General features: G+C 73.9%; 19 protein-coding genes. 6 read left to right on the forward strand and 13 right to left on the reverse strand.

What is annotated here, in order from left to right:
* Positions 1-69: 69 nt before the first annotated feature.
* From HCJ94_RS05585 to HCJ94_RS05605, 5 genes are all read right to left on the reverse strand, one after another.
* Positions 70-807, reverse strand: a complete 738-nt coding sequence (locus HCJ94_RS05585; protein WP_167999878.1) for an alanyl-tRNA editing protein — start codon at positions 805-807, stop codon at positions 70-72.
* 11 nt (positions 808-818) lie between these two features.
* Positions 819-1706 (reverse strand): alpha/beta fold hydrolase, encoded by an 888-nt coding sequence (locus tag HCJ94_RS05590; protein ID WP_167999879.1) that lies wholly within the window; start codon positions 1704-1706, stop codon positions 819-821.
* On the reverse strand, positions 1703-2017 hold the full coding sequence (locus HCJ94_RS05595) for a DUF2516 family protein (RefSeq protein ID WP_167999880.1): 315 nt from the start codon (positions 2015-2017) through the stop codon (positions 1703-1705). Before HCJ94_RS05595 ends, HCJ94_RS05590 begins: the two co-directional genes overlap by 4 nt.
* 71 nt (positions 2018-2088) lie before the next feature.
* Positions 2089-2835: a hypothetical protein gene (locus HCJ94_RS05600; protein ID WP_167999881.1), complete on the reverse strand. Its 747-nt coding sequence runs from the start codon at positions 2833-2835 to the stop codon at positions 2089-2091.
* Positions 2832-3440 carry a helix-turn-helix domain-containing protein gene (locus HCJ94_RS05605; protein WP_167999882.1) on the reverse strand — a complete coding sequence of 203 codons (609 nt, stop codon included), beginning with the start codon at positions 3438-3440 and terminating at the stop codon, positions 2832-2834. The genes HCJ94_RS05600 and HCJ94_RS05605 overlap by 4 nt, the downstream gene beginning before the upstream one ends.
* Before the next feature lie 184 nt (positions 3441-3624).
* On the opposite strand from HCJ94_RS05605, the gene HCJ94_RS05610 reads away from it, so the two are divergent.
* Complete coding sequence (locus HCJ94_RS05610) at positions 3625-4071, forward strand: alpha/beta fold hydrolase (protein ID WP_305070241.1); 447 nt, start codon at positions 3625-3627, stop codon at positions 4069-4071.
* 56 nt (positions 4072-4127) lie between these two features.
* Here the strand turns inward: HCJ94_RS05610 and HCJ94_RS05615 are convergent, their stop codons facing one another.
* The 4 genes from HCJ94_RS05615 to HCJ94_RS05630 all read right to left on the reverse strand — a co-directional run bounded on the left by HCJ94_RS05615 (position 4128) and on the right by HCJ94_RS05630 (position 7655).
* Positions 4128-5087: an asparaginase gene (locus tag HCJ94_RS05615; protein ID WP_167999883.1), complete on the reverse strand. Its 960-nt coding sequence runs from the start codon at positions 5085-5087 to the stop codon at positions 4128-4130.
* 93 nt (positions 5088-5180) lie between these two features.
* Positions 5181-6023 (reverse strand): beta-keto acid cleavage family enzyme, encoded by an 843-nt coding sequence (locus HCJ94_RS05620; RefSeq protein WP_167999884.1) that lies wholly within the window; start codon positions 6021-6023, stop codon positions 5181-5183.
* Positions 6024-6117: 94 nt separating this feature from the next.
* Positions 6118-7230: a CAF17-like 4Fe-4S cluster assembly/insertion protein YgfZ gene (ygfZ, locus tag HCJ94_RS05625; RefSeq protein ID WP_167999885.1), complete on the reverse strand. Its 1113-nt coding sequence runs from the start codon at positions 7228-7230 to the stop codon at positions 6118-6120.
* Positions 7227-7655 (reverse strand): Fur family transcriptional regulator, encoded by a 429-nt coding sequence (locus tag HCJ94_RS05630; protein WP_167999886.1) that lies wholly within the window; start codon positions 7653-7655, stop codon positions 7227-7229. The genes ygfZ and HCJ94_RS05630 overlap by 4 nt, the downstream gene beginning before the upstream one ends.
* Positions 7656-7722: 67 nt before the next feature.
* Between HCJ94_RS05630 and HCJ94_RS05635 the strand changes: the two genes are divergently transcribed.
* Positions 7723-8577: an aminotransferase class IV gene (locus HCJ94_RS05635; protein WP_167999887.1), complete on the forward strand. Its 855-nt coding sequence runs from the start codon at positions 7723-7725 to the stop codon at positions 8575-8577.
* 33 nt (positions 8578-8610) lie between these two features.
* Here the strand turns inward: HCJ94_RS05635 and HCJ94_RS05640 are convergent, their stop codons facing one another.
* Positions 8611-9204, reverse strand: a complete 594-nt coding sequence (locus tag HCJ94_RS05640; protein WP_167999888.1) for a heme-binding beta-barrel domain-containing protein — start codon at positions 9202-9204, stop codon at positions 8611-8613.
* A 106-nt stretch (positions 9205-9310) separates the two neighbouring features.
* Complete coding sequence (gene mtfM / locus HCJ94_RS30875) at positions 9311-9415, reverse strand: small membrane protein MtfM (protein ID WP_267897534.1); 105 nt, start codon at positions 9413-9415, stop codon at positions 9311-9313.
* 24 nt (positions 9416-9439) lie between these two features.
* Between mtfM and HCJ94_RS05645 the strand changes: the two genes are divergently transcribed.
* The 3 genes from HCJ94_RS05645 (at position 9440) to HCJ94_RS05655 (ending at position 12362) form a co-directional block, all read left to right on the forward strand.
* The gene (locus HCJ94_RS05645) at positions 9440-9802 is read left to right on the forward strand and encodes a DsrE family protein (RefSeq protein WP_167999889.1); all 363 of its coding nucleotides are present in this window, start codon (positions 9440-9442) and stop codon (positions 9800-9802) included.
* Between the two features lie 125 nt (positions 9803-9927).
* A complete protein-coding gene (locus HCJ94_RS05650) occupies positions 9928-10308 on the forward strand; it encodes an SCP2 sterol-binding domain-containing protein (RefSeq protein WP_167999890.1) in 381 nt (126 codons plus the stop codon).
* Entirely contained in the window at positions 10305-12362 is a 2058-nt protein-coding gene (locus HCJ94_RS05655; RefSeq protein ID WP_167999891.1) for an amylo-alpha-1,6-glucosidase, read from the forward strand. Before HCJ94_RS05650 ends, HCJ94_RS05655 begins: the two co-directional genes overlap by 4 nt.
* 46 nt (positions 12363-12408) lie before the next feature.
* Here the strand turns inward: HCJ94_RS05655 and HCJ94_RS05660 are convergent, their stop codons facing one another.
* Positions 12409-13260 (reverse strand): hypothetical protein, encoded by an 852-nt coding sequence (locus tag HCJ94_RS05660; RefSeq protein ID WP_167999892.1) that lies wholly within the window; start codon positions 13258-13260, stop codon positions 12409-12411.
* A 106-nt stretch (positions 13261-13366) separates the two neighbouring features.
* Entirely contained in the window at positions 13367-13858 is a 492-nt protein-coding gene (locus HCJ94_RS05665) for a winged helix-turn-helix domain-containing protein (protein WP_167999893.1), read from the reverse strand.
* A gap of 209 nt (positions 13859-14067) precedes the next feature.
* On the opposite strand from HCJ94_RS05665, the gene HCJ94_RS05670 reads away from it, so the two are divergent.
* Positions 14068-18438: a S8 family serine peptidase gene (locus HCJ94_RS05670; RefSeq protein WP_167999894.1), complete on the forward strand. Its 4371-nt coding sequence runs from the start codon at positions 14068-14070 to the stop codon at positions 18436-18438.
* The last annotated feature ends 278 nt before the right edge of the window (positions 18439-18716 follow it).

The raw sequence follows: 18716 nt of genomic DNA on the forward strand, positions 1-18716 counted from the left end.
TTCGGAGATCCTCGTCACCTGTTCACCTGATGGCAACCTCTCGGCAAGGTCGCCACGGCGCGTACGTCCTCAGTCGACCAGGCGGACGCGGACCCGGCGGTTCGCCCGGCCCTTGCTCTCCACCTTGACCACCTGGACCTTGCCGATCTGCGCGGTGGAGGCCACGTGCGTGCCGCCGTCGGCCTGCACGTCCAACCCGACGATGTCGACGATCCGCACCTCCTGCTCGTCCGGCGGGATCAGGTTGGACTGGGTACGGATGATGTCCGGCAGGGCGAGGGCCTGGGCCCGGGGCAGCACCCGGACGGCGACGGCCCGGTCGGCCGCGACCTCGGCGTTGACCAGCTCCTCGATGCGGGTCTTGAAGTCCGGCGGCACCTCGGGGAGGTTGAAGTCCATCCGCGCCTCGCCGGGTTCCATGTTGCCGCCGGTGACCAGCGCGCCGAAGTCCCGGAAGACCACGCCGCAGAGCACGTGCAGGCCGGAGTGGATACGCATCAGCCGGGTGCGCCGCTCGTCCTCGATCGCGCCGGTGACGGTCGTGCCGGGCGGCGGCAGCGGGTCACCCTCGGCCGGGATCAGGTAGAGGTCGTCGCCCTTGCGGGTGCCGACGACGCGGGTCTGCACGCCCTGCCAGAGCAGGACGCCGTGGTCCGGCGGCTGCCCGCCACCGCCCGGGTAGAAGGCCGACTGGTCCAGCACGATGCCCTGCTCCGCGTCGGCGAGCAGCACCGTGCACTCCCACTCCCGCAGGGTCGGGTCCGCGAGGTCGAGCCGGTGCGTACGGCCGTGGTGTGTGACGCCCATGCCACCGCAGGCTACTCGTTGAGGAAGCCCGAGACGCGCTCCCGCAGATCGGCGCGGTCGGTCCAGAGGACACCCGGCCGGTCGTACACGTGCAGGGTGGCCCGGGGCAGCGCACCCGCGAGCTGCTCCGCGACCTCGACCGGGTGCAGGTCGTCGCCCGCGCACGCGATCACGAGGGCCGGTGCGGTCACCGCGGCCAGCGCCGTGGCGTCGCGCAGCGGCACCGAGTCGGGCAGGCTGGCCAGGCCCGGCGCGAGACCGTCACGCAGGAGCTGGTCGAGGCGCTGCCGCAGGTACGCCCAGCCGGCGGGCGTGTTCCGTACGGCCGACGGCAGCTCCACCTGCACGACGTCCGCGACCGTGGCCGCGTCGCCGCTCTCGACCGCGTCGAGCAGCGCCGTCAGCCGGTCCCGGGCCACCTCGCCGCGTGGCCGGTCCAGCACCGCCGGCAGGAAGAAGACCAGCCGCTCGAACCGGTGCGGACTCTCGAGGAGCAGTCGGCAGAGCGCGCCGGCACCCAGACTCGCGCCGAACGCCCGGGTCGCGCCGCCGAGGTCGGCGACCGCGCGCAGGTCGCGGGCGAGGTCGGCGTAGCTCCACGGACCGGCCGGCGCGTCGGAGCGGCCGTGACCGCGGAACTGGAAGAAGATCTTGCGGCCGGCCACGCCGCTCCCGAACGGCCGGGTGGTCGCGATGCCGTTGCCCAACCCGTGCGCGAACACCGTGACCGGGTCACCCGCGCCGGTGACCAGCTGTTCCAGGCGTACGCCGTGCGGGGTGGTGACCAGGTCCGTCTCCGGCTCGGGCAGGGCCGGACGGCCGGTGCGGGGGGCTCCCGGGCCGGGGCCCCAGGTGCGGGGACCGCCGTCCGGCGGTGGGGGCCAGCGGAAACCCCTCACCAGGATCCTCGGCCGTCGCTGAGGTCGCGCAGGCCGACCCGGACGTCGAGCAGGTAGATGAGCCCGGCGGCGATGCCGATCAGTCCGAAGAGGCTGATCGGACCGAAGCCGAGCAGGGTCAGCACGAGGCAGACGGCGAGGATCGCGACCCAGCCACCCTTGGGCAGGGTGCCGATCGCGGTGAACCCGTCGGACCGTTGCGTGATGGCGTGCACCAGGGCTACACCCTGGACGATCAGTGCGAAGGCGAGCAGGATCAGCTCGATCACGTCACGGACGGCGAAGGCGAAGATCGGCGCGGCAGTGGCCATGACGGCAAGCTTATGCCGGTGACCCCGGGTACGTCCGACAGGACGTACCCGGGGTCACTTTCTTCGGCAGGTCACTCGGCGGCCGGGCGGGTCCGCTTCGTGGCGCGCGGCAGCTTCGCGGACGGGGTGGCCGGCTTGGCGGCGGCCTTGGTGGCCCGCTTCTTCACGGCGGCCGGCTTGGCCTCGGCCACCTCGGCGACCTCGGCGGGGGTCGGCACCTCGGCGGTGGCCGGCGCGGCGAGCGCGCCCTCGGTGGTGGGCGCGGCGAGCGCGCCGTCGGTGGTGGTCGGCGCGGCGAGCGCGCCCTCGGTGGCGTCGATGTCGGCGTTCACCGTTTCGGCGGCCTCCAGCACGCCGGCACCGACGACCCGCTCACCACGGGCGACCAGCGCGCCGTACGCGGCGAGCGCCCGCTCCTGCGCGGCGTGCGCGCCGGCGACCACGACGGCGGCGTTGCGCGTGGCGACCTCGCGCAGCTTGTCGAGGTCGGCGACCTCACGGAGCCGGTTGAGGTCGGCCGCCTCGCGGACGCGCTTGAGGTCCGCGGCCTCGCGGAGCCGGTTGAGGTCCAGGTCGGTGGCGGCCTTCTGGCGCAGGCCCTCGGCGGTCACCGTCGCGGTGCGCAGGGTCTCGTTGGCCTTCTGCCGCAGCTCGACGCCGGTGACGACGGCCTTGCCGCCGAGGTCGGCGACGACCCGGGTGCCCAGGTCGCCCACCACGGCGGGAAGCTTGCGCAGCTGCTGGTACGCCAGCTCGCCCGCGCCGGCGGCGGCGTAGAGCGGGGCCGGGATGCGGTTGGTCTTCGGCTGGGTGGTCATGACTTCTCCTCCTCGGCCGCACCGGCGGCCTTCGGGGCCGCCCGGCGGACGGCCTTCTTCGCGGGGGTCGGGGCGGGTGCGGGGCCGGACTCCGTGACGGCGACCGACTCGATGACCGCCTCGGTCGGCGTGCCCTCCGGTGTGGTCGGCCCGGTGGCGGCGGCGTTGGCCAGGTCCGCAGCCGACCCGGACGGCGTCGAGGGGCCCGCCTCCTCGGTGGTGGCCGGTGTCGCGCCGCCGGCGGCCGCGGTGGCCTCCGCCAGCCGCGCGTTCTCCCGGCGGAACGTCTCGTAGATCTGCGTGAGCGACTGCTTCTGTGCCATGGTCAGGTCGGGGTCGACGGCGATCGCGGCCAGGACGCCCTGCCCCTCCTTGTCGTCCAGCAGACCGGCCCGCAGGTACATCGCGGGCGTCGACACCCGCAACGCGCTGGCGAGCTGCTGGAGCACCTCGGCGCTGGGCTTGCGCAGCCCACGCTCGATCTGACTCAGGTACGGGTTGCTGACCCCCGCCTGCTCGGCGAGCTGCCGGAGCGAAATCTTCGCGTTCCGGCGCAGGTCACGAATGAACTCGCCGACGTCGGGAAGGTCTTTACCAGTAGCCATACCTCGACGCTATCTCCCACTGCTAGCTCCTGCAAGCGGATCGCTAGCCAGAGTTAGCAACGTCTCAGCAATCCCCCTGCGCCTCCCGCGTCCGGATCTCTACGGTTCCCGCGATGGCTGAGATCATGGTTCACGGGCACGACTGGCGTACGACGACATCGGCGACGGCACGCCCGTCGTCCTGTTGCACGCGGGAATCGCCGACCGCCGGATGTGGCGGGAGCAGGTGGACGCACTGGCGTCCCGGCACCGGGTGATCGCCCTGGACCTGCGCGGCTACGGCGAGTCCGAGCTGCCGCCCGCACCGTTCGCCAACCACGACGACGTGGCCGGGCTGCTGGACGCGCTCGGCATCGAGCGCGCCGCCCTGGTCGGCTGGTCCTTCGGTGGCGCGGTCGCGATCGACACCGCGCTGGCGCATCCGGACCGGGTGACGGCGTTGGCCCTGCTGGGTGCGGCGGTCTCCGGCAACCGGTGGTCCGACGAGGCCAACGACCTCTGGGACAGCCTGATCGGCGAGGTGGACCCCGCCAACGCCGACCGCCCTACTCGACTTCCTCCCCTGAAACCCGGACCCGGCCGACCCGAGCCAGGCCGACCCAAGCGCGTTGATCATGGAGTTGGCGGGTGAGTTGATCGCCGAATCACCCGCTATCTTCATGATCGGCGCGGGTGGGGCCGGGTCGGTTACCAGAGGGGGCGGACGGCTCCGACGGGGAGGCCGCCGCCGAACAGGGGCACCTCGGCGAACTCCTCCAGCACCGGCGCGGCGACACCGAGCCGGCGCAGCGCGGAGACCAGCACCGGCATCCGGGCCCGGCCGGCGCCGTCGTCGATCTTGAGGGCGACCGCCCCGACGCCGGGCACCGCCGCCGCGATGACGCCCTCGGCACCGACCTTGGCGAGCAGCTCCGGCACCCCGCGCATCAGCCGGGTGTCGTCGGCCTGCGTACCGCCCACGATCTCGGGGTGGGCCCGCATCGCGTCGGCCACCACACGCGGCACCGCACCCGGCTCGGCGGAGACCAGCCGGAGGAACGCCGTCGCGAGGCCGGTCAACGACACGGCGAGCACGGGGGCGCCGCACCCGTCCACACCGGTCGCCGCCACCGGCTCACCCGTGAGCTCCTCGACCGCCTCCCGCAGCCGCTCCTGCAACGGGTGCTCCGGCCGCCAGTACCCCTCCAGCGGCCACCCCGCGGCGCGGCAGGTCAACAGCATCCCGCTGTGCTTGCCGGAGCAGTTCATCTGAATACGCGTGGGGCCGCCGGCCGCGCGCAGCACGGCGGCGCGGGCGTCCTCCCCGACCGGCAGGTCCGGCGGGCAGTGCAACGCCGACTCGTCGAGCCCGGCCTGCGCCAGCAGCGCGCCGACCCGGGCGAGGTGGAACTCCTCCCCCGCGTGGCTGGCCGAGACGAGGGCCAGATCGGCCGGGTCCGTCAACGGCAGCCCGGCGCGGATCATGCCGACCGCCTGCATCGGCTTGTTCGACGAGCGGGGGAAGACCGGTGCGGTCACGTCCCCGGCGGCGGCCACCGGTACACCGGCGGCATCCAGCACCACCACCGACCCTCGGTGCACGCCCTCCACGAACCCGGACCGGACCACCTCGGCGAGCGGCACGCCGCCCTCGTACGTCTTTCCCACGACGTGGACGGTACCGCCCGCCGATCACCGTCGTCGGGCGGGTGACCAGGTACACCACGCGGCGGCGTACACGGACGCTCGACCCGCCGCCGCTTACCGGCCGGCGGCGGTCACGCCGAGCAGCCCGCGGGCCTCGGCGGTGGTGAGCGGCGGGCGCTGAGCGAGCTGGGCGAAGCCGACCGCGCGCGCGACGAGCTGCATGTTGGACTCGACCGGCCGGCCCTTGGCGTACGTCACCGTGTCCTCCATGCCGACCCGCAGGTGCCCGCCGGCGGACAGCGAGGCGAGCAGCACCGGGATCGTGCTGCGACCGATGCCGGTCGCCGAGAACGTGGTGCTCTCCGGCAGGTCACGCAGCATCTGCTGGGCGGCGACCAGCGTCGCCGTGGTGCCGGGCATGCCCCCGGGGACACCCATGACGAAGTCGACGTGCACGTGCCCGCCCGCCGGCAGGCCGTACTTCCCGAGCAGCCGCTGGAGGGCGGTGAGGTGGCCGAGGTCGAAGATCTCGTACTCGGGGACGATGCCCCGCTCCTGCATACGCGTGTGCAGCTCGACGATGAACTCCCACCGGTTGAGGAACACGTCGTCGCCGAAGTTGACCGTGCCCATGGTGCAGGAGGCCATGTCCGGGCCGGCGTCGAGGACGGCGAGCCGGTCGGCCTCCGGGTCGGTGACCGCGCCGCCGGACGAGAGCTGGACGACGAGATCGGTGCTGTCCCGCAGCGCCGCCACGGTGTCGCGCAGCCGGCCCTGGTCGAGGGTCGGCCGGGCGTCGTCGTCCCGGATGTGGACGTGGATCACCGCGGCGCCCAGCGCCTCGCACTCCTTGGCGGTCAGCAGCAGCTCGTCGAGGGTCACCGGCAGCGCCGGCACCTCCGCCTTGGCCGACTCCGCGCCGGTCGGGGCAACCGTGATCAACGTCCCTGTCGTCATGCCCCGGATCCTAGACGGCGGCCCCGGCACCGGTCGACAGGAAGTTTTCCGTCATCGGTGCCACGGGGAAGTGAACCTTCCTCTGAAGGCGGCTCTACGCCGGATCGATCGCGGCGGCGGTGTCGCCGATGAACAGTCGGGCGTCGTCGGGGACGTTGCGCTTGACCACCGCCAGGGCGATCTGGCCCAGCTCGTGGTGCTGCACGGCGGTGCCGACGAAGCCGACCGCCCGGCCGTCGAGGGTCACCGGCGTCCCGGCGGCCGGCGGCCGGTCGGTGGTCACCCCGTCGAGGTGCAGGAGGACGAGCCGGCGTGGCGGCCGGCCCATGTTGTGCACCCGGGCCACCGTCTCCTGCCCCCGGTAGCAGCCCTTCTCCAGGTGTACGGCCGGAGCGATCAGGTCCACCTCGGCGGGGATGGTGCGGTGGTCGGTGTCCACCCCGACCCGGGCCCGACGGGCGGCCACCCGCACCGCCTCGTACGCCCAGAGGCCCGCCACCGGCACGCCGGCGCCGCGCAGCTCCGCCACCACCTGCGCCATCGCGGCCCGGGGCACCAGCAGGTCGACACCCAGGTGCCCGCGGCGCGCCCACCCGCCCACCGGCAGCGGGCGCACGTCGTAGAGCACGGTGGGCCGGGGCGGCACCGAGCCGGCGTGGAACTTCGGGCCCGGTACGGCGACCACGTCGGGCGCGGCCAGGCCGCTCACGCCCAGGGTCGCCAGGGCGGCCGGCGCCTCGGGGCCGACCAGCGAGAGCAGCGCGTGGTCCGGCGTCACGTCCCGCGGGTCGACCTTGCTGAAGAAGCGCATCCGCTCCAGGTACGCGAGCAGGTCGCAGGTCGCGCCCGGCTCGGTGTCCAGCCAGGTGGTGACGCCGTCCTCGGCGACCATCGCGTGCTGCTCCACGTGCCCGTGCGGGGAGAGCACCAGCAGCTCGGTGCCCTGCCCGGCGGCCAGTTGCCCGAGGTGCTGGGTGGTGAGCGTGTGCAGCCAGCCGGCCCGGTCCTCGCCGGGCACCGCGATCACGCCCCGGTGGGAGCGGTCGACCAGGCCGACGGCGGTCTCCAGCGTGCGCTGCTCGCGCAGCGGGTCGCCGTAGTGTGCGGCCACCCCGCGTACGCCGGCCGCCGCGTGCACCGGCTCCGGCTGGTCCCGGCTGGCCTCGTCGATGCTCTCGACAGCCACCGCACCCGCAATGTCGATCATTCCCGGTCCCCGTTCCCGCAGCGGCCGCAGACACCGAAGAGGGAGACGTGGCCGATGTCCACCCAGAACCCCCGCTGCGCGGTGAGCTGGTCGGCCAGCGGGCGCAGCAGGTCCGGATCGATCTCGTCGATCGCGCCGCACTCGCGGCAGACCAGGTGCACGTGCTGGTCCTCGCCGGCCGCGTGGTACGTCGGCGAGCCGTGCGAGAGGTGGGTGTGGGTCACCAGGCCGAGCCGTTCCAGCAGCTCCAGCGTGCGGTAGATGGTGGTGATGTTGACCCCCGCGGCCACCTCCCGGACGGCCGTGTGGACCTGTTCCGGCGTGGCATGCCCCAGGTCGAGCACCGCCTGGAGGACGAGCTGCCGCTGCGCCGTCAGCCGCAGGCCACGGGCCCGGAGCAGTTCCGCGAGGGAGGTTTCGGACACCGTCCGATCATAGTTCGCCCCCGCGCGGGACCCGGCCGCCGCGGCACAGGCCCTATGCTCGGCGGTCATGGTGGCGGCGAGATTGGCGGTGCTCGGGCGCGGCCGGGTGCCGGCCGGGGAGGCGGTGCTGCGCGGCGACGACCTCGGCGTCCTGCGCGGCGACGGGCTCTTCGAGACGATGCACCTGCGGTCCGGGCGGCCCTGGCTGCGGGAGGCCCACCTGGAGCGGATGGCCCGGTCGGCGAAGGCGGTGGAGCTGCCCCTCCCCCCGGCCGAGGCGCTGGTCGCCCTGCTCGACGAGGTCGCCGAGGGGTGGCCCGTCGACGTCGAGGGGGCGCTGCGGCTGGTCTGCACCCGGGGGCCGGAGGGCGGCGGGCCGCCCACCGTGTACGCGACGCTGGCCGAGGTGCCGGCGTCGGCGCGGGACGCCCGCCGCGACGCCATCACCGTGGCGACGCTGCCGCTGGGCGTGCCCGCCCGGGCCCGGGCTGGCCTGGACTGGCTGCCCGCCGGAGTCAAGTCGACGTCGTACGCGGTGAGCACCGCCGCCCGCCGCTGGGCCTCCCGGACAGGCGTCGACGACGTGCTCTGGATCTCCTCCGACGGGTACGCCCTGGAGGGGCCGATCGCGAACGTCGTGTGGCTGGCCGGGGATGTCCTCTGCACGGTGCCCGCCGCCGACACCGGCATCCTTCCCGGCACCACCGCCGCCTGGCTGCTCGCCCACGCCGACGAGGCGGGGCTGGGCGCCGACGAACGGATGGCGACGCCGGCCGACCTGGTCGCCGCCGACGGCGTCTGGTTCACCTCGTCGGTCCGGGGCCTGGTCGAGGTCCGTGCGCTCGACGGAGTCGACCGGCCCCGGTCGGCGTACACCGGGCGGTTGCAGGCCCTGGTGGGCTTTCCCGTGCCATCGGGCTGAGGCGGGGTCCGCGACCCGGACCCCGGCCGGTGCTCAGCCGCCGACGCGGATCAGTCGGGCGGAGAGGTGCGGGGACAGGCCATGACCGACGGCAGCCATCTCCTGCGCGTACAGCAGAGCGCCTTCCACGATGCCGAACAGGCGGTGGCCGGCGGTGACCTCCTTGGCGGTGGAGGTGCGGACGACGGCGTCGGTCACGAACTCGATCTGCGTGCCCTTGCGCTTGCCGATGTGCAGCTCCATCACGCCGGTGGGCGTGGTCATCAGCGCTTCCAGCTCGTCGGTCGCCCGATCACCCGCCAGCACCGGCCGCCACCAGCCGACCTCGCGCCCGGCGGGGCGGATCGGCCGGCTCTGCTCGTCCAGCAGCCAGGCCCGGGACTCGTAGAACAGGAACGGCCGGCCGTCGTGGCTGATCCGGATCTCCTGCGCGAAGTCGAAGTCCTCGATCGTGGGAAAGCCGCCCCGGCCGCGCCCCCGCCACACCCCGATGTACGGCAGCAGGCCGTCCAGCGTCGGGTGCAGCTTCGGGCCGACCCGCAGGTCGTGGCTCTCCTCGTAGGGGTACGGGTCGACCGGCGGCGCGTTCAGCCACGGCGGTGGCTGCAGTGGATTCTCGTCGCTCACCGGTTCACTCCGCCCTTCCCCGTCGGGGCACGCCCACTTCTCGCGCTCACCGCGTCACTTTTCGTTCGCGACTGCGGGGCTCGCAAACCCGGCTCACTCCTCGCGCTCACCAACGGCCTCTCGATATGCGTACGGCAAGGTAGACCAGGCCACCGGCGAGCGCACCGAGGCCGGCGACCAACAGGCTGACGAACCCTATCTCGGTGACCATCGGCGACCATCCTATGCTGGCGTCATGGCCCGTACCCTCGTCGTCAAGGCCACCGCGGGCGCCGATGCCCCGGAGCGGTGCGCACAGGCGTTCACGGTCGCGTCCACCGCGGCCGCGGCCGGGGTGGACGTCTCGCTGTGGTTGACCGGTGAGGCGACCTGGTTCGCGCTGCCCGGGCGGGCACAGGAGTTCGAGCTGCCGCACTCGGCGCCGCTGGCGGAACTGCTGCACGTGATCCTGACCACCGGCCGGGTGACGGCGTGCACCCAGTGCGCCGCGCGGCGCGACATCGGCCCGGGCGACGTGCTGCCGGGCGTCCGGATCGCGGGCGCGGCGGTCTTCGTCGAGGAGACCATGGCCGAGGACGCCCGGGCGCTCGTCTACTAGGGCCGGTGTCGCAGTCCTCGGTCGAGCCGAGTACACCGGCCCGAGGGCGACTCTTCCGGAGCTCGTCGGCGAAGCGCCGGACGGGAACCGACCCGGCAACTCGGGCCAATGCCTACGATTCGGTTGTGACCGAGGCGACGGAGCGATTCTTCGAATCACTGCCGGCGCGCGCCCCGGCCATCCTCCGGGGCCCGGTCAGCGGCACGATCCAGATCGACCTCAGCGACGGCAACCGGACCGAGCACTGGCGGGTCCGGATGGGACCCGGCTCGGTCGAGGTCAGCCGCATGCGCGGCCCCGCCGACGGGATCTGGTACAGCAGCCAGGACCTCTTCGACCAGCTCGTCACCGGCCGGGCGCAGGCGATCTCCGCAGTGCTGCGCAACGAGAGCAGCTTCAGCGGCAACGTCGTGCTCTTCCTCGCCTTCCGCCGGTTCTTCCCCGAGCCGCCGGGCACCCGGGACCCGCGCGAGGTCGCGCGTGAACAGGTCGGGCGGCTGCGGTGAAGCAACTGATCAGCATCCTGGACGGCAACACCTTCCTGGTCAGCGACCGCCGCGGGGACGTCGAGCCGTCCCTGGACTTCCCCACCGGGCTCTTCTCGTTCGACACCCGGTTCCTCTCCACGTGGCTGATCACGCTCGACGGGCAACGCCTGCACGCCCTGTCGGTGGACGACGCCCGGTCGTACCAGACCCGGTTCTTCCTGGCCCCCGGCGAGCCGACCCACTACCTCGACGCGAAGGTGTCGGTGATCCGCAGCCGGGCCATCGGTGGGAGCATCGACGAGGAAGTGACCGTGCTCAACCACGCCGGCGAGGAGATCGAGTTCGCCCTCCGGCTCGACATCGGCGCCGACTTCGCCGACCTGTTCGAGATCAAGAACGTCCGTCAGAAACACGGCCACGCCACCGCCAGCGTCGGCGAGAACGAACTGCGGCTCACCTACCGGCGCGACGCCTTCCACCGGGAGACCGTGGTGTCGACCAGCACGCCCGGCGACATCGACGTGGCCGGGATGACGTTCCGGATCCGCATCGGCCCGCACGGGGAGTGGACGACCCGGCTGCACGTGGCCACCCTCATCTACGGCGCCCGGGGCGAGGACATCCGGTCCAACCTGCCGCTGTACCGGGGTGTCCGCAACCCGGCGGCCATCGAGGCCGAGCAGGACGAGCTGATCGAGCAGGCCCCGAAACTCGGCTGCGACTGCGAGCCGCTCGCCGGGGCGTACCGGCGCAGCCTGAACGACCTGGCCGCCCTGCGCTACGAGTCCATCTCCCTCGGGGCCCGGCTGATCTCCGCCGGCCTGCCATGGTTCATGACCCTGTTCGGGCGGGACAGCATCTTCACCTCCCTCCAGGTGCTGCCGTTCCTGCCCGAGCTGATTCCGTCGACGCTCTTGCTCCTCGCCGGTCTCCAGGGACACCGGCTGGACGACTTCCGGGACGAGGAGCCGGGCAAGATCCTGCACGAGCTGCGGTACGGCGAGACCGCAGGCTTCGAGGAGCAGCCGCACTCGCCCTACTACGGCTCCGCCGACGCCACGCCGCTCTTCGTGATCCTGCTCGACGAGTACGAGCGGTGGACCGGCGACGGCGCGCTGATCATGAAGCTGGAGTCCTCCATCCGCGCCGCCCTCGCCTGGATCGACACGTACGGCGACCTGCTCGGGACCGGCTACATCTGGTACCGGACCCGCAACCCGGACACCGGACTCGCGAACCAGTGCTGGAAGGACTCCTGGGACTCGATCTCGTACCGCGACGGCCGGCTGCCGGGCTTCCCCCGCGCCACCTGCGAACTACAGGGGTACGCGTACGACGCGAAGATCCGGGGCGCCCGGCTGGCCCGCCGGTTCTTCAACGACCCCGCCTACGCAGACCGGCTGGAGCGGGAGGCCGCCGATCTGAAGATGCGGTTCAACCGGGACTTCTGGATCCCGGACAAGGAGTACTACGCGCTCGCTCTCGACGCCGACGGCCGGCAGGTGGACGCGCTCAGCTCGAACGTCGGCCACCTCCTCTGGAGCGGCATCGTGGACGAGTCACGCGCGGGGCGGCTCGCCGAGCATCTGCTCGGCCCCCGCCTCTTCACCGGCTGGGGCGTGCGAACGCTCGCCGACGACCAGGGCCGGTACAACCCCATCGGCTACCACGTCGGCACCGTCTGGCCGTTCGACAACTCGATCATCGCCTGGGGCCTGTGGAAGTACGGCTTCCGCGAGGAGGCCGGGCGGATCTGCGACGCGATCCTCGACGCCTCCCGCTTCTTCGAGGGCCGGCTGCCGGAGGCGTTCGCCGGCTACGACCGGACCCTCACCGAGTACCCGGTGAAGTACCCCACCGCGTGCAGCCCCCAGGCCTGGTCGGCGGGGACACCGCTGCTGCTGCTCCGGGTCATCCTCGGTCTGGAGCCGCAGGGGGACCACCTGATCATCGACCCGTACGTGCCGGACGGCATGGGCCGCATCGAACTGCTCGACATCCCGGGCCGCTGGGGCCGGGTCGACGCCCTCGGCCGCAGCCGCACCCCGCACGACTCCAGCCGAGGCCGCTGAGGCGTCGCCCTCCGCGCGGCCGGTCGCCCGTCCGACGGCAGCGTGGTCAGCCGGCGCAGCCCGTGGAGGCGGCGAGCCGAAGCTCCTCGCCGGTGGCGTCGGCGAGGACGATGTCCGGGCCGCGCCGGTAGGCGTACGCCTCCGGGGTGTCGACGAGGACGGCGCCGGCGGCCAGCGGCGCCAGCGCGTCCAGCGACACCGGGTCGGAACCGGCGTCCACCCAGCGGGTCCAGGCATTACCGCCGTCGGGGCAGCGTGCCACCACCACCCGCGTGACGTCCGTCGCCGGTCGGCCCAGGGCGCGTGACGCCTCCTCCAGTGCCGGGCCGGCGGCGTGCAGCGGCAGCAGGTCCCCGAACTCCACGTCGGCCGGCCGGCAGCCGGTCGCCACCGTGAACCGGACCCGGCCGGGCGCGGCAACCCGGCCCTCGACCGGGATGAATTCGCCGGCGTCGGCGCGCAGGCGCGGGCCGTCCACGCTGTCCCGCACCCCGGCCCGCCAGGGCTCCGGAAGCGCGTCGGCGACCCGGTCGAGCAGGGCCCGTTCCCCGCCCTCGGCGACCAGCACGTCCACGCCACGGGTCAGGTCGGCGCCGTCGCTGACCGGCGTGACGCGGCATCCCTTCTCGACCGTTTCCGGGGTCATGACCCACGCGCCGGCCGGGCCGATCGCGGCGACGAGGTGGCCCACCGCCCGGTGGACCACCGGCGTCGCCTGGCCGATGGTGCGCTGCTCCTTCACGGTCGGCGGGTCGGTGCGGACCGACCACCACGCAAGCGCCGCCAGCAGCACCGCCCACGCCACGGCCGCGACGACGACCCAACGCGCGGCCCGCCGGCGGCCCGGCGGGCGGTCAGGACCGGACGGTAGGGCGTACCCGGGGTGGACGGCACTCACCGCGCCATCGTGTCACGCGCCGGCACGTCACCCGCCGACGGCTCGACGGCCCGCCGCGCGCCGACCGCGCACCCCCGGCGTCGCCCGCCCGAACTCCCCCCGCGGCTCACCCGTCGGGGTCGTCCGGTACGGAGACGAGACGGTAGCCGACCCCGCGCACGGTGTGCACCCGCGGGCCGCCGGAGAGCAGGCGAAGCTTGTGCCGGAGCCGCTTCATCGCCGAGTGCAGGATGGCCGTGTCGCCGAGGTACGCGCCGCCCCAGACCGAGGCGAAGAGCTGCTCGTAGCTCCAGAGCACGACCGGCGGGCTGGCCAACCGCGCCAGCAGCTCCCGCTCGGTGCGGGTCAGCGCCAGCGGCCGCCCCCGCCAGGTGACCAGGTGCCCCGGCCCGTCGACGACCAGGTCACCGCAGCTCACCGGGCTCTCCGGTGGCACTGGAACCGGCACCGGCGGCTCGGGAAAGAGCATCGCGCGCAGCTCGGCGAGATCGGCGCAACTCACGACCGGCCCCACCCCGTCGAGCCGGCGCAGCACATGTTCGCGCACGGCCACGTCGGGACTGACACAGACAACTATCGGGACTCCCCCACCGGACACGCTGCCTCCCCGGCTGTCCGCGCTGACGTGAACGCTCCCACCCGCCGACGCGTACCGACGGGGCCCGCGGTCAGCGTATCGGCCAGAATCGCGCCCCGTCACTGACCAGGTACTGACCGAAACATTCCATTGATCGTCCTCTGTCGGCCCACGAGCATGGCTTTCGCGGGACCGGAACCGCCCGGACCCGCGGACGTGGGGAGGCAACAGTGTTCGTACGACCATCCGCGCGGTCCCGCCTGGGGCGTGTGGCCGTCGCGCTCGGCGCGCTGGTGCTCGGGCTGACCGCCCAGCCGGCGCTCGCCGCGTCGCCGCCCGGCACACCGGCCCGGGCGACCGTCGCGCCGGGGCTGCTCGACGGCCGCACCGCCACCGGCAGTGCGACGTTCCTGGTATACCTGCGGGAGACGGCCCCGCTCGCCGACACCGCGAAACTGCGGGACGCGGACAGCCGGGCCCGCGCCGTGCACCAGCTGCTGACCGGCACCGCCGAGCGCACCCAGCGCGACCTCCGGAAACTGCTGGACGCGCGGAAGGTGGACCACACGTCGTACTGGATCGCCAACGCCCTCCGCGTCCGTGGCGACCGCGCCCTGGTCGACGAGCTGGCGGGCCGGCCCGAGGTGGCCCGGATCGAGCCCACCCGCAGCTACCCGCTGGTCCGGCCCACGCCGGCCACGGTCGACCGCGCCCGGACCGCCGCCGTCGAGTGGGGTATCACCGACATCGGCGCGCCCCGCGTGTGGGATGAGTTCGGCGACCGCGGCGAGGGCGTCGTGGTGGCGAACATCGACAGCGGCGTGCAGTACGACCACCCCGCCCTGGTCCGCTCCTACCGGGGCAACCTCGGCGGCAGCTTCGACCACGCCTACAACTGGTACGACCCGACCGGGATCTGCGCCGGCCCGGCGCCCTGCGACAACAACGACCACGGCACCCACGTGATGGGCACGATGGTCGGCGACGACGGGGCCGGCAACCAGATCGGTGTCGCCCCCGGCGCGCGGTGGATGGCCGCCAAGGGGTGCGAGGTGAACACGTGCTCGGACGCCTCGCTGCTCGCCGCCGGCCAGTGGGTCCTGGCCCCGACCGACCCGAACGGACAGAACCCGCGACCCGACCTGCGTCCCGACATCGTCAACAACTCGTGGGGCGGCAACGGGGGCGACCCCTGGTACCAGCAGACCGTGGCCGCCTGGCGGGCCGCCGGCATCTTCCCGGTGTTCTCCGCCGGCAACGACGGCCCGGCCTGCGGCAGCGCCGGCTCACCCGGTGACTACCCGACCGCGTACGCCGTCGGGGCGTACGCGTCGAACGGCGCTATCGCCAACTTCTCCGGTCGCGGCTCCGGCACCGAACCGCTGAAGCCGAACGTCGCCGCCCCCGGGGTGGCCGTCCGCTCCAGCGTGCCCGGCGGCGGGTACGCGGCCTTCAACGGCACGTCGATGGCCGCCCCGCACGTCGCCGGAACCGCGGCCCTGGTCTGGTCGGCCGCCCCCAGCCTGCGCGGTGACGTCGCCGCCACCGAGGCGTTGCTGGACCGCACCGCCCGGGACGTGGACGCCACCACCTGCGGCGGGACCGCCGCCGACAACAACGTGTTCGGCGAAGGGCGCCTCGACGCGTACGAGGCGGTGCGCGGCGCCCCGCGCGGAGCGGTCGGCCGGATCACCGGCACGGTGACCTCGGCCGGTGACGACGACCCGGTCGCCGGGGCGACCGTCGGCGACGGCACCCGCACCGTCACCACCGGCCCCGACGGCCGGTACGCGCTGACGGTGCCGGCCGGCGAGACCACCGTCACGGTCTCCGCGTACGGCTTCGCCACGCAGTCGGCCACCGTCACGGTCGCCGAGGGCGCGGCGGTCACCCGGGACTTCGCGCTGGTGGCGAGCCCGATGGTCACGCTCGGCGGCCGGGTCACCGACGGCTCCGGGCACGGCTGGCCGCTCTACGCCCGCGTCGACGTGGCCGGCCGTCCCGGCGGCCCGGTCTTCACCGACCCGGCGACCGGTCGCTGGTCGGCCACCGTGGCCGGGGACGCCGCGTACCGGATCACGGTTACGGCCCGGTACCCGGGCTACCGCACCGTGACCCGCGACGTCCCGGTCGGCGACGGTGCCACCACGGCGGACGTCGCGGTGCCGGTCGACCCGGCCTGCACCGCCGCGGGCTACACGAGCAGCTTCGGCGCGCCGCTGCTCACGCAGGGCTTCGACGGCACCACCGCACCGGCCGGGTGGTCGGTGGTCAAGCGCACCGACAAGGGCGGCTGGGCCTTCGACGACCCCGGGCGCCGCGGCAACCTCACCGGCGGCAGCGGCGGCTTCGCGATCATCGACAGTGACTCGCTGGGCTCCGGCAACACCCAGGACACCGACCTGGTGGCCCCGGCGGTGGACCTGTCCGGCGCGCCGGCGCCCGTCCTGCGTTTTCGCAGCGACTGGCGGGCGGTGGGGGTGACCGACACCGCCGACGTGGACGTCTCCACCGACGGTGGCGCCACGTGGACCACCGTCTGGCACCAGACGTCGAGCCGGCGCGGGCCGCGCATCGAGGAAGTGCCGCTGACCGGGGCCGGAGGCGCCTCCGACGTCCGGGTGCGGTTCCGCTTCAAGGGCACGTTCGCCTGGTGGTGGCAGGTCGACGACGTCGCCCTCGTCAACCGGGACTGCACGCCGGTGCCCGGTGGCCTGGTGGTCGGCACGACGACCGACCGCAACACCGGCACCCCGGTGAACGGGGTCTCCGTGACCAGCGTGGACCGCCCGGCCGACAAGGGCGTCTCGGCCGCCACGCCGGACGACCCGAACGAGCCGGACGGCTTCTACTGGCTCTTCTCCGGCCTCACCGGGACGCACCCCGTCACCGCGACGCGGACGCCGTACGCGCCGGCCACCCGTGACGTGGCGGTCGTCGCCGACGACGTCCGGCGAGCCGACTTCGCGCTGGCTGCCGGCCGGCTCACGGTCACCCCGGCGCAGGTGGAGTCCCACCAGCCGTACGGCAGCACCCGGAGCACCCGGCTCACGATGAGGAACACCGGCACCGCCCCGGCCACCGTGGAGGTGCTGGAGCGGGCCGGCCGGTTCGAGCTGCTCGACCGGGCGGGCGCCCCGCTGCGCGAGGTCACGGTGAAGGGGATCAGCAAGGCGCGCACCGGGACCGCGTACGGCGGCGCGGCGCCGGAGGCCGGTACGTCGGCGGACGACGCCTGGGCCCAGATCGCCGACCTGCCGGCGGCCGTTTTCGACAACGGGGCCGCGTGGCTCGACGGGCGGGTCTACTCGGTCGGCGGTGGCAGCGGCACCGGGACCGAGCGCAAGGCCTGGGCGTACGACCCCGGCACGGAGGCCTGGACGGCCCTGCCCGACCTGCCGACCGCTCGCGCCAAGCCGGGCGTCGCGTCGGTTGGTGGCAAGCTCTACGTGCTCGGCGGCTGGGGTGCCGACGAGGACACCGTGGCGTCGGTGGACGTGCTCGATCCGGGCACCGGCACCTGGAGCACGCTGTCCGGGGCGACCAACCCGGCACCGGTCGCCGCCGCCGGGACGGCGGTCGCGGGCGGCAAGGTCTACCTCGTGGGCGGCTGCGCCGACGGGGCCTGCGCGGCGACCGACCGGCTGGTGGTGTTCGACCCGAAGACCGGAACCTTCACCACCGGCGCGCCCTACCCGCACCCGGTCGCCTGGCTGAGCTGCGGCGGGATCGGCGCCCAGGTGTACTGCGCCGGCGGCACCGGCAGCACCGAGTACACCGACGCGTACCGGTACGACCCGGCCTCGGACAGCTGGACCCGGATCGCCGACCTGCCGCTGGAGATGTGGGGCTCGCAGTACGCGGCGGCCGGCGGGATGCTCGTGCTGGCCGGCGGCGTGACCAGCGGATCCAGCGTGGTGACGAACCGGACGGTCGGCTACGACCCGGCGACCGGGAGCTGGCGGACCCTGCCGAACACCGGGTTCGCACGGTACCGCGGCGCCGCCGCGTGCGGGGCGTACCGGATCGGCGGCTCACCCACCTCCTTCGTCGGGTCGACGCAGAGCGAACGGCTCGGTGGCCTGGAGCTGTGCGCGGAGGAGGCGGACCTGCCCTGGCTCGCCACGTCGCCCGCCAGCTTCACGCTGGCGCCCGGAGCGTCCCGCACGGTGACCGTCACGCTCACCGCGACGGCCGCCGCCGGGGTGGCGCAGCCGGGACGGTACGCGGGTGAGCTGGCCTTCGCGGCCGACGTGCCGTACGCGGTGCCACCGGTCAACGTGGAGATGAACGTGTCTCCCCCGGCGAGCTGGGGCAAGCTCCAGGGCACGGTCACCGGCGTGACCTGCGGCGGCGTGACGGTCGGCGTGCCGGCGACGGTGCGGGTGAACCTGGTCGGTGGCACCAGCGGCCACACGCTCACCGCCGACACCCGCGGCCGGTACGCGTGGTGGCTGCCTAAGGGCCGGTACGAGGTGATCGTCGCCAAGGACGGCTGGATCCCGGAGGTGCAGCGCACCCGGGTCGAGGCGGGCTTCGTCCGCACCCTCGACTTCGCCCTCGATCCGTCGTCGGGCTGCACGAGAGCGACCGGCATCTGAGTGAGTTGGTGGTCGGCGGTCCAGGGGACCGCCAACCACCAGCCGTCTCGGGAACCCACCGGACCGACTCAAACGGTTCTCCCGTGCGCCTCGGTGTACCGGGGCTCCGGTCGGCTCCGGTCGGGTCCGGCCGGTCCGGCCGGGTCCGGCCGAAGAACGACTCCGGTCTTCCCGTGCGCCTCGTCGGGCCGGGGCTCCGGCCGTTCCCGGCCGGAAGGACGACGCCGATCGCTCCCTTTGGAGCTGATGTCGTCAGTGCATCGCATTGGTGCCCCGGC

Origin of the sequence: Micromonospora thermarum, from assembly GCF_012034245.1 — a bacterium.
Taxonomy (GTDB): Bacteria; Actinomycetota; Actinomycetes; order Mycobacteriales; family Micromonosporaceae; genus Micromonospora; species Micromonospora thermarum.

What these genes read in the sequence shown, in the direction of transcription:
- HCJ94_RS05645 (WP_167999889.1), top strand. Translation starts at nt 9,440, where the DNA reads ATGGCCCGTACCCTCGTCGTCAAGGCCACCGCGGGCGCCGATGCCCCG.
- HCJ94_RS05595 (WP_167999880.1), bottom strand. Translation starts at nt 2,017, where the DNA reads ATGGCCACTGCCGCGCCGATCTTCGCCTTCGCCGTCCGTGACGTGATC.
- HCJ94_RS05585 (WP_167999878.1), bottom strand. Translation starts at nt 807, where the DNA reads ATGGGCGTCACACACCACGGCCGTACGCACCGGCTCGACCTCGCGGAC.
- HCJ94_RS05635 (WP_167999887.1), top strand. Translation starts at nt 7,723, where the DNA reads ATGGTGGCGGCGAGATTGGCGGTGCTCGGGCGCGGCCGGGTGCCGGCC.
- HCJ94_RS05600 (WP_167999881.1), bottom strand. Translation starts at nt 2,835, where the DNA reads ATGACCACCCAGCCGAAGACCAACCGCATCCCGGCCCCGCTCTACGCC.
- HCJ94_RS05605 (WP_167999882.1), bottom strand. Translation starts at nt 3,440, where the DNA reads ATGGCTACTGGTAAAGACCTTCCCGACGTCGGCGAGTTCATTCGTGAC.
- HCJ94_RS05620 (WP_167999884.1), bottom strand. Translation starts at nt 6,023, where the DNA reads ATGACGACAGGGACGTTGATCACGGTTGCCCCGACCGGCGCGGAGTCG.
- ygfZ (WP_167999885.1), bottom strand. Translation starts at nt 7,230, where the DNA reads ATGATCGACATTGCGGGTGCGGTGGCTGTCGAGAGCATCGACGAGGCC.
- mtfM (WP_267897534.1), bottom strand. Translation starts at nt 9,415, where the DNA reads ATGGTCACCGAGATAGGGTTCGTCAGCCTGTTGGTCGCCGGCCTCGGT.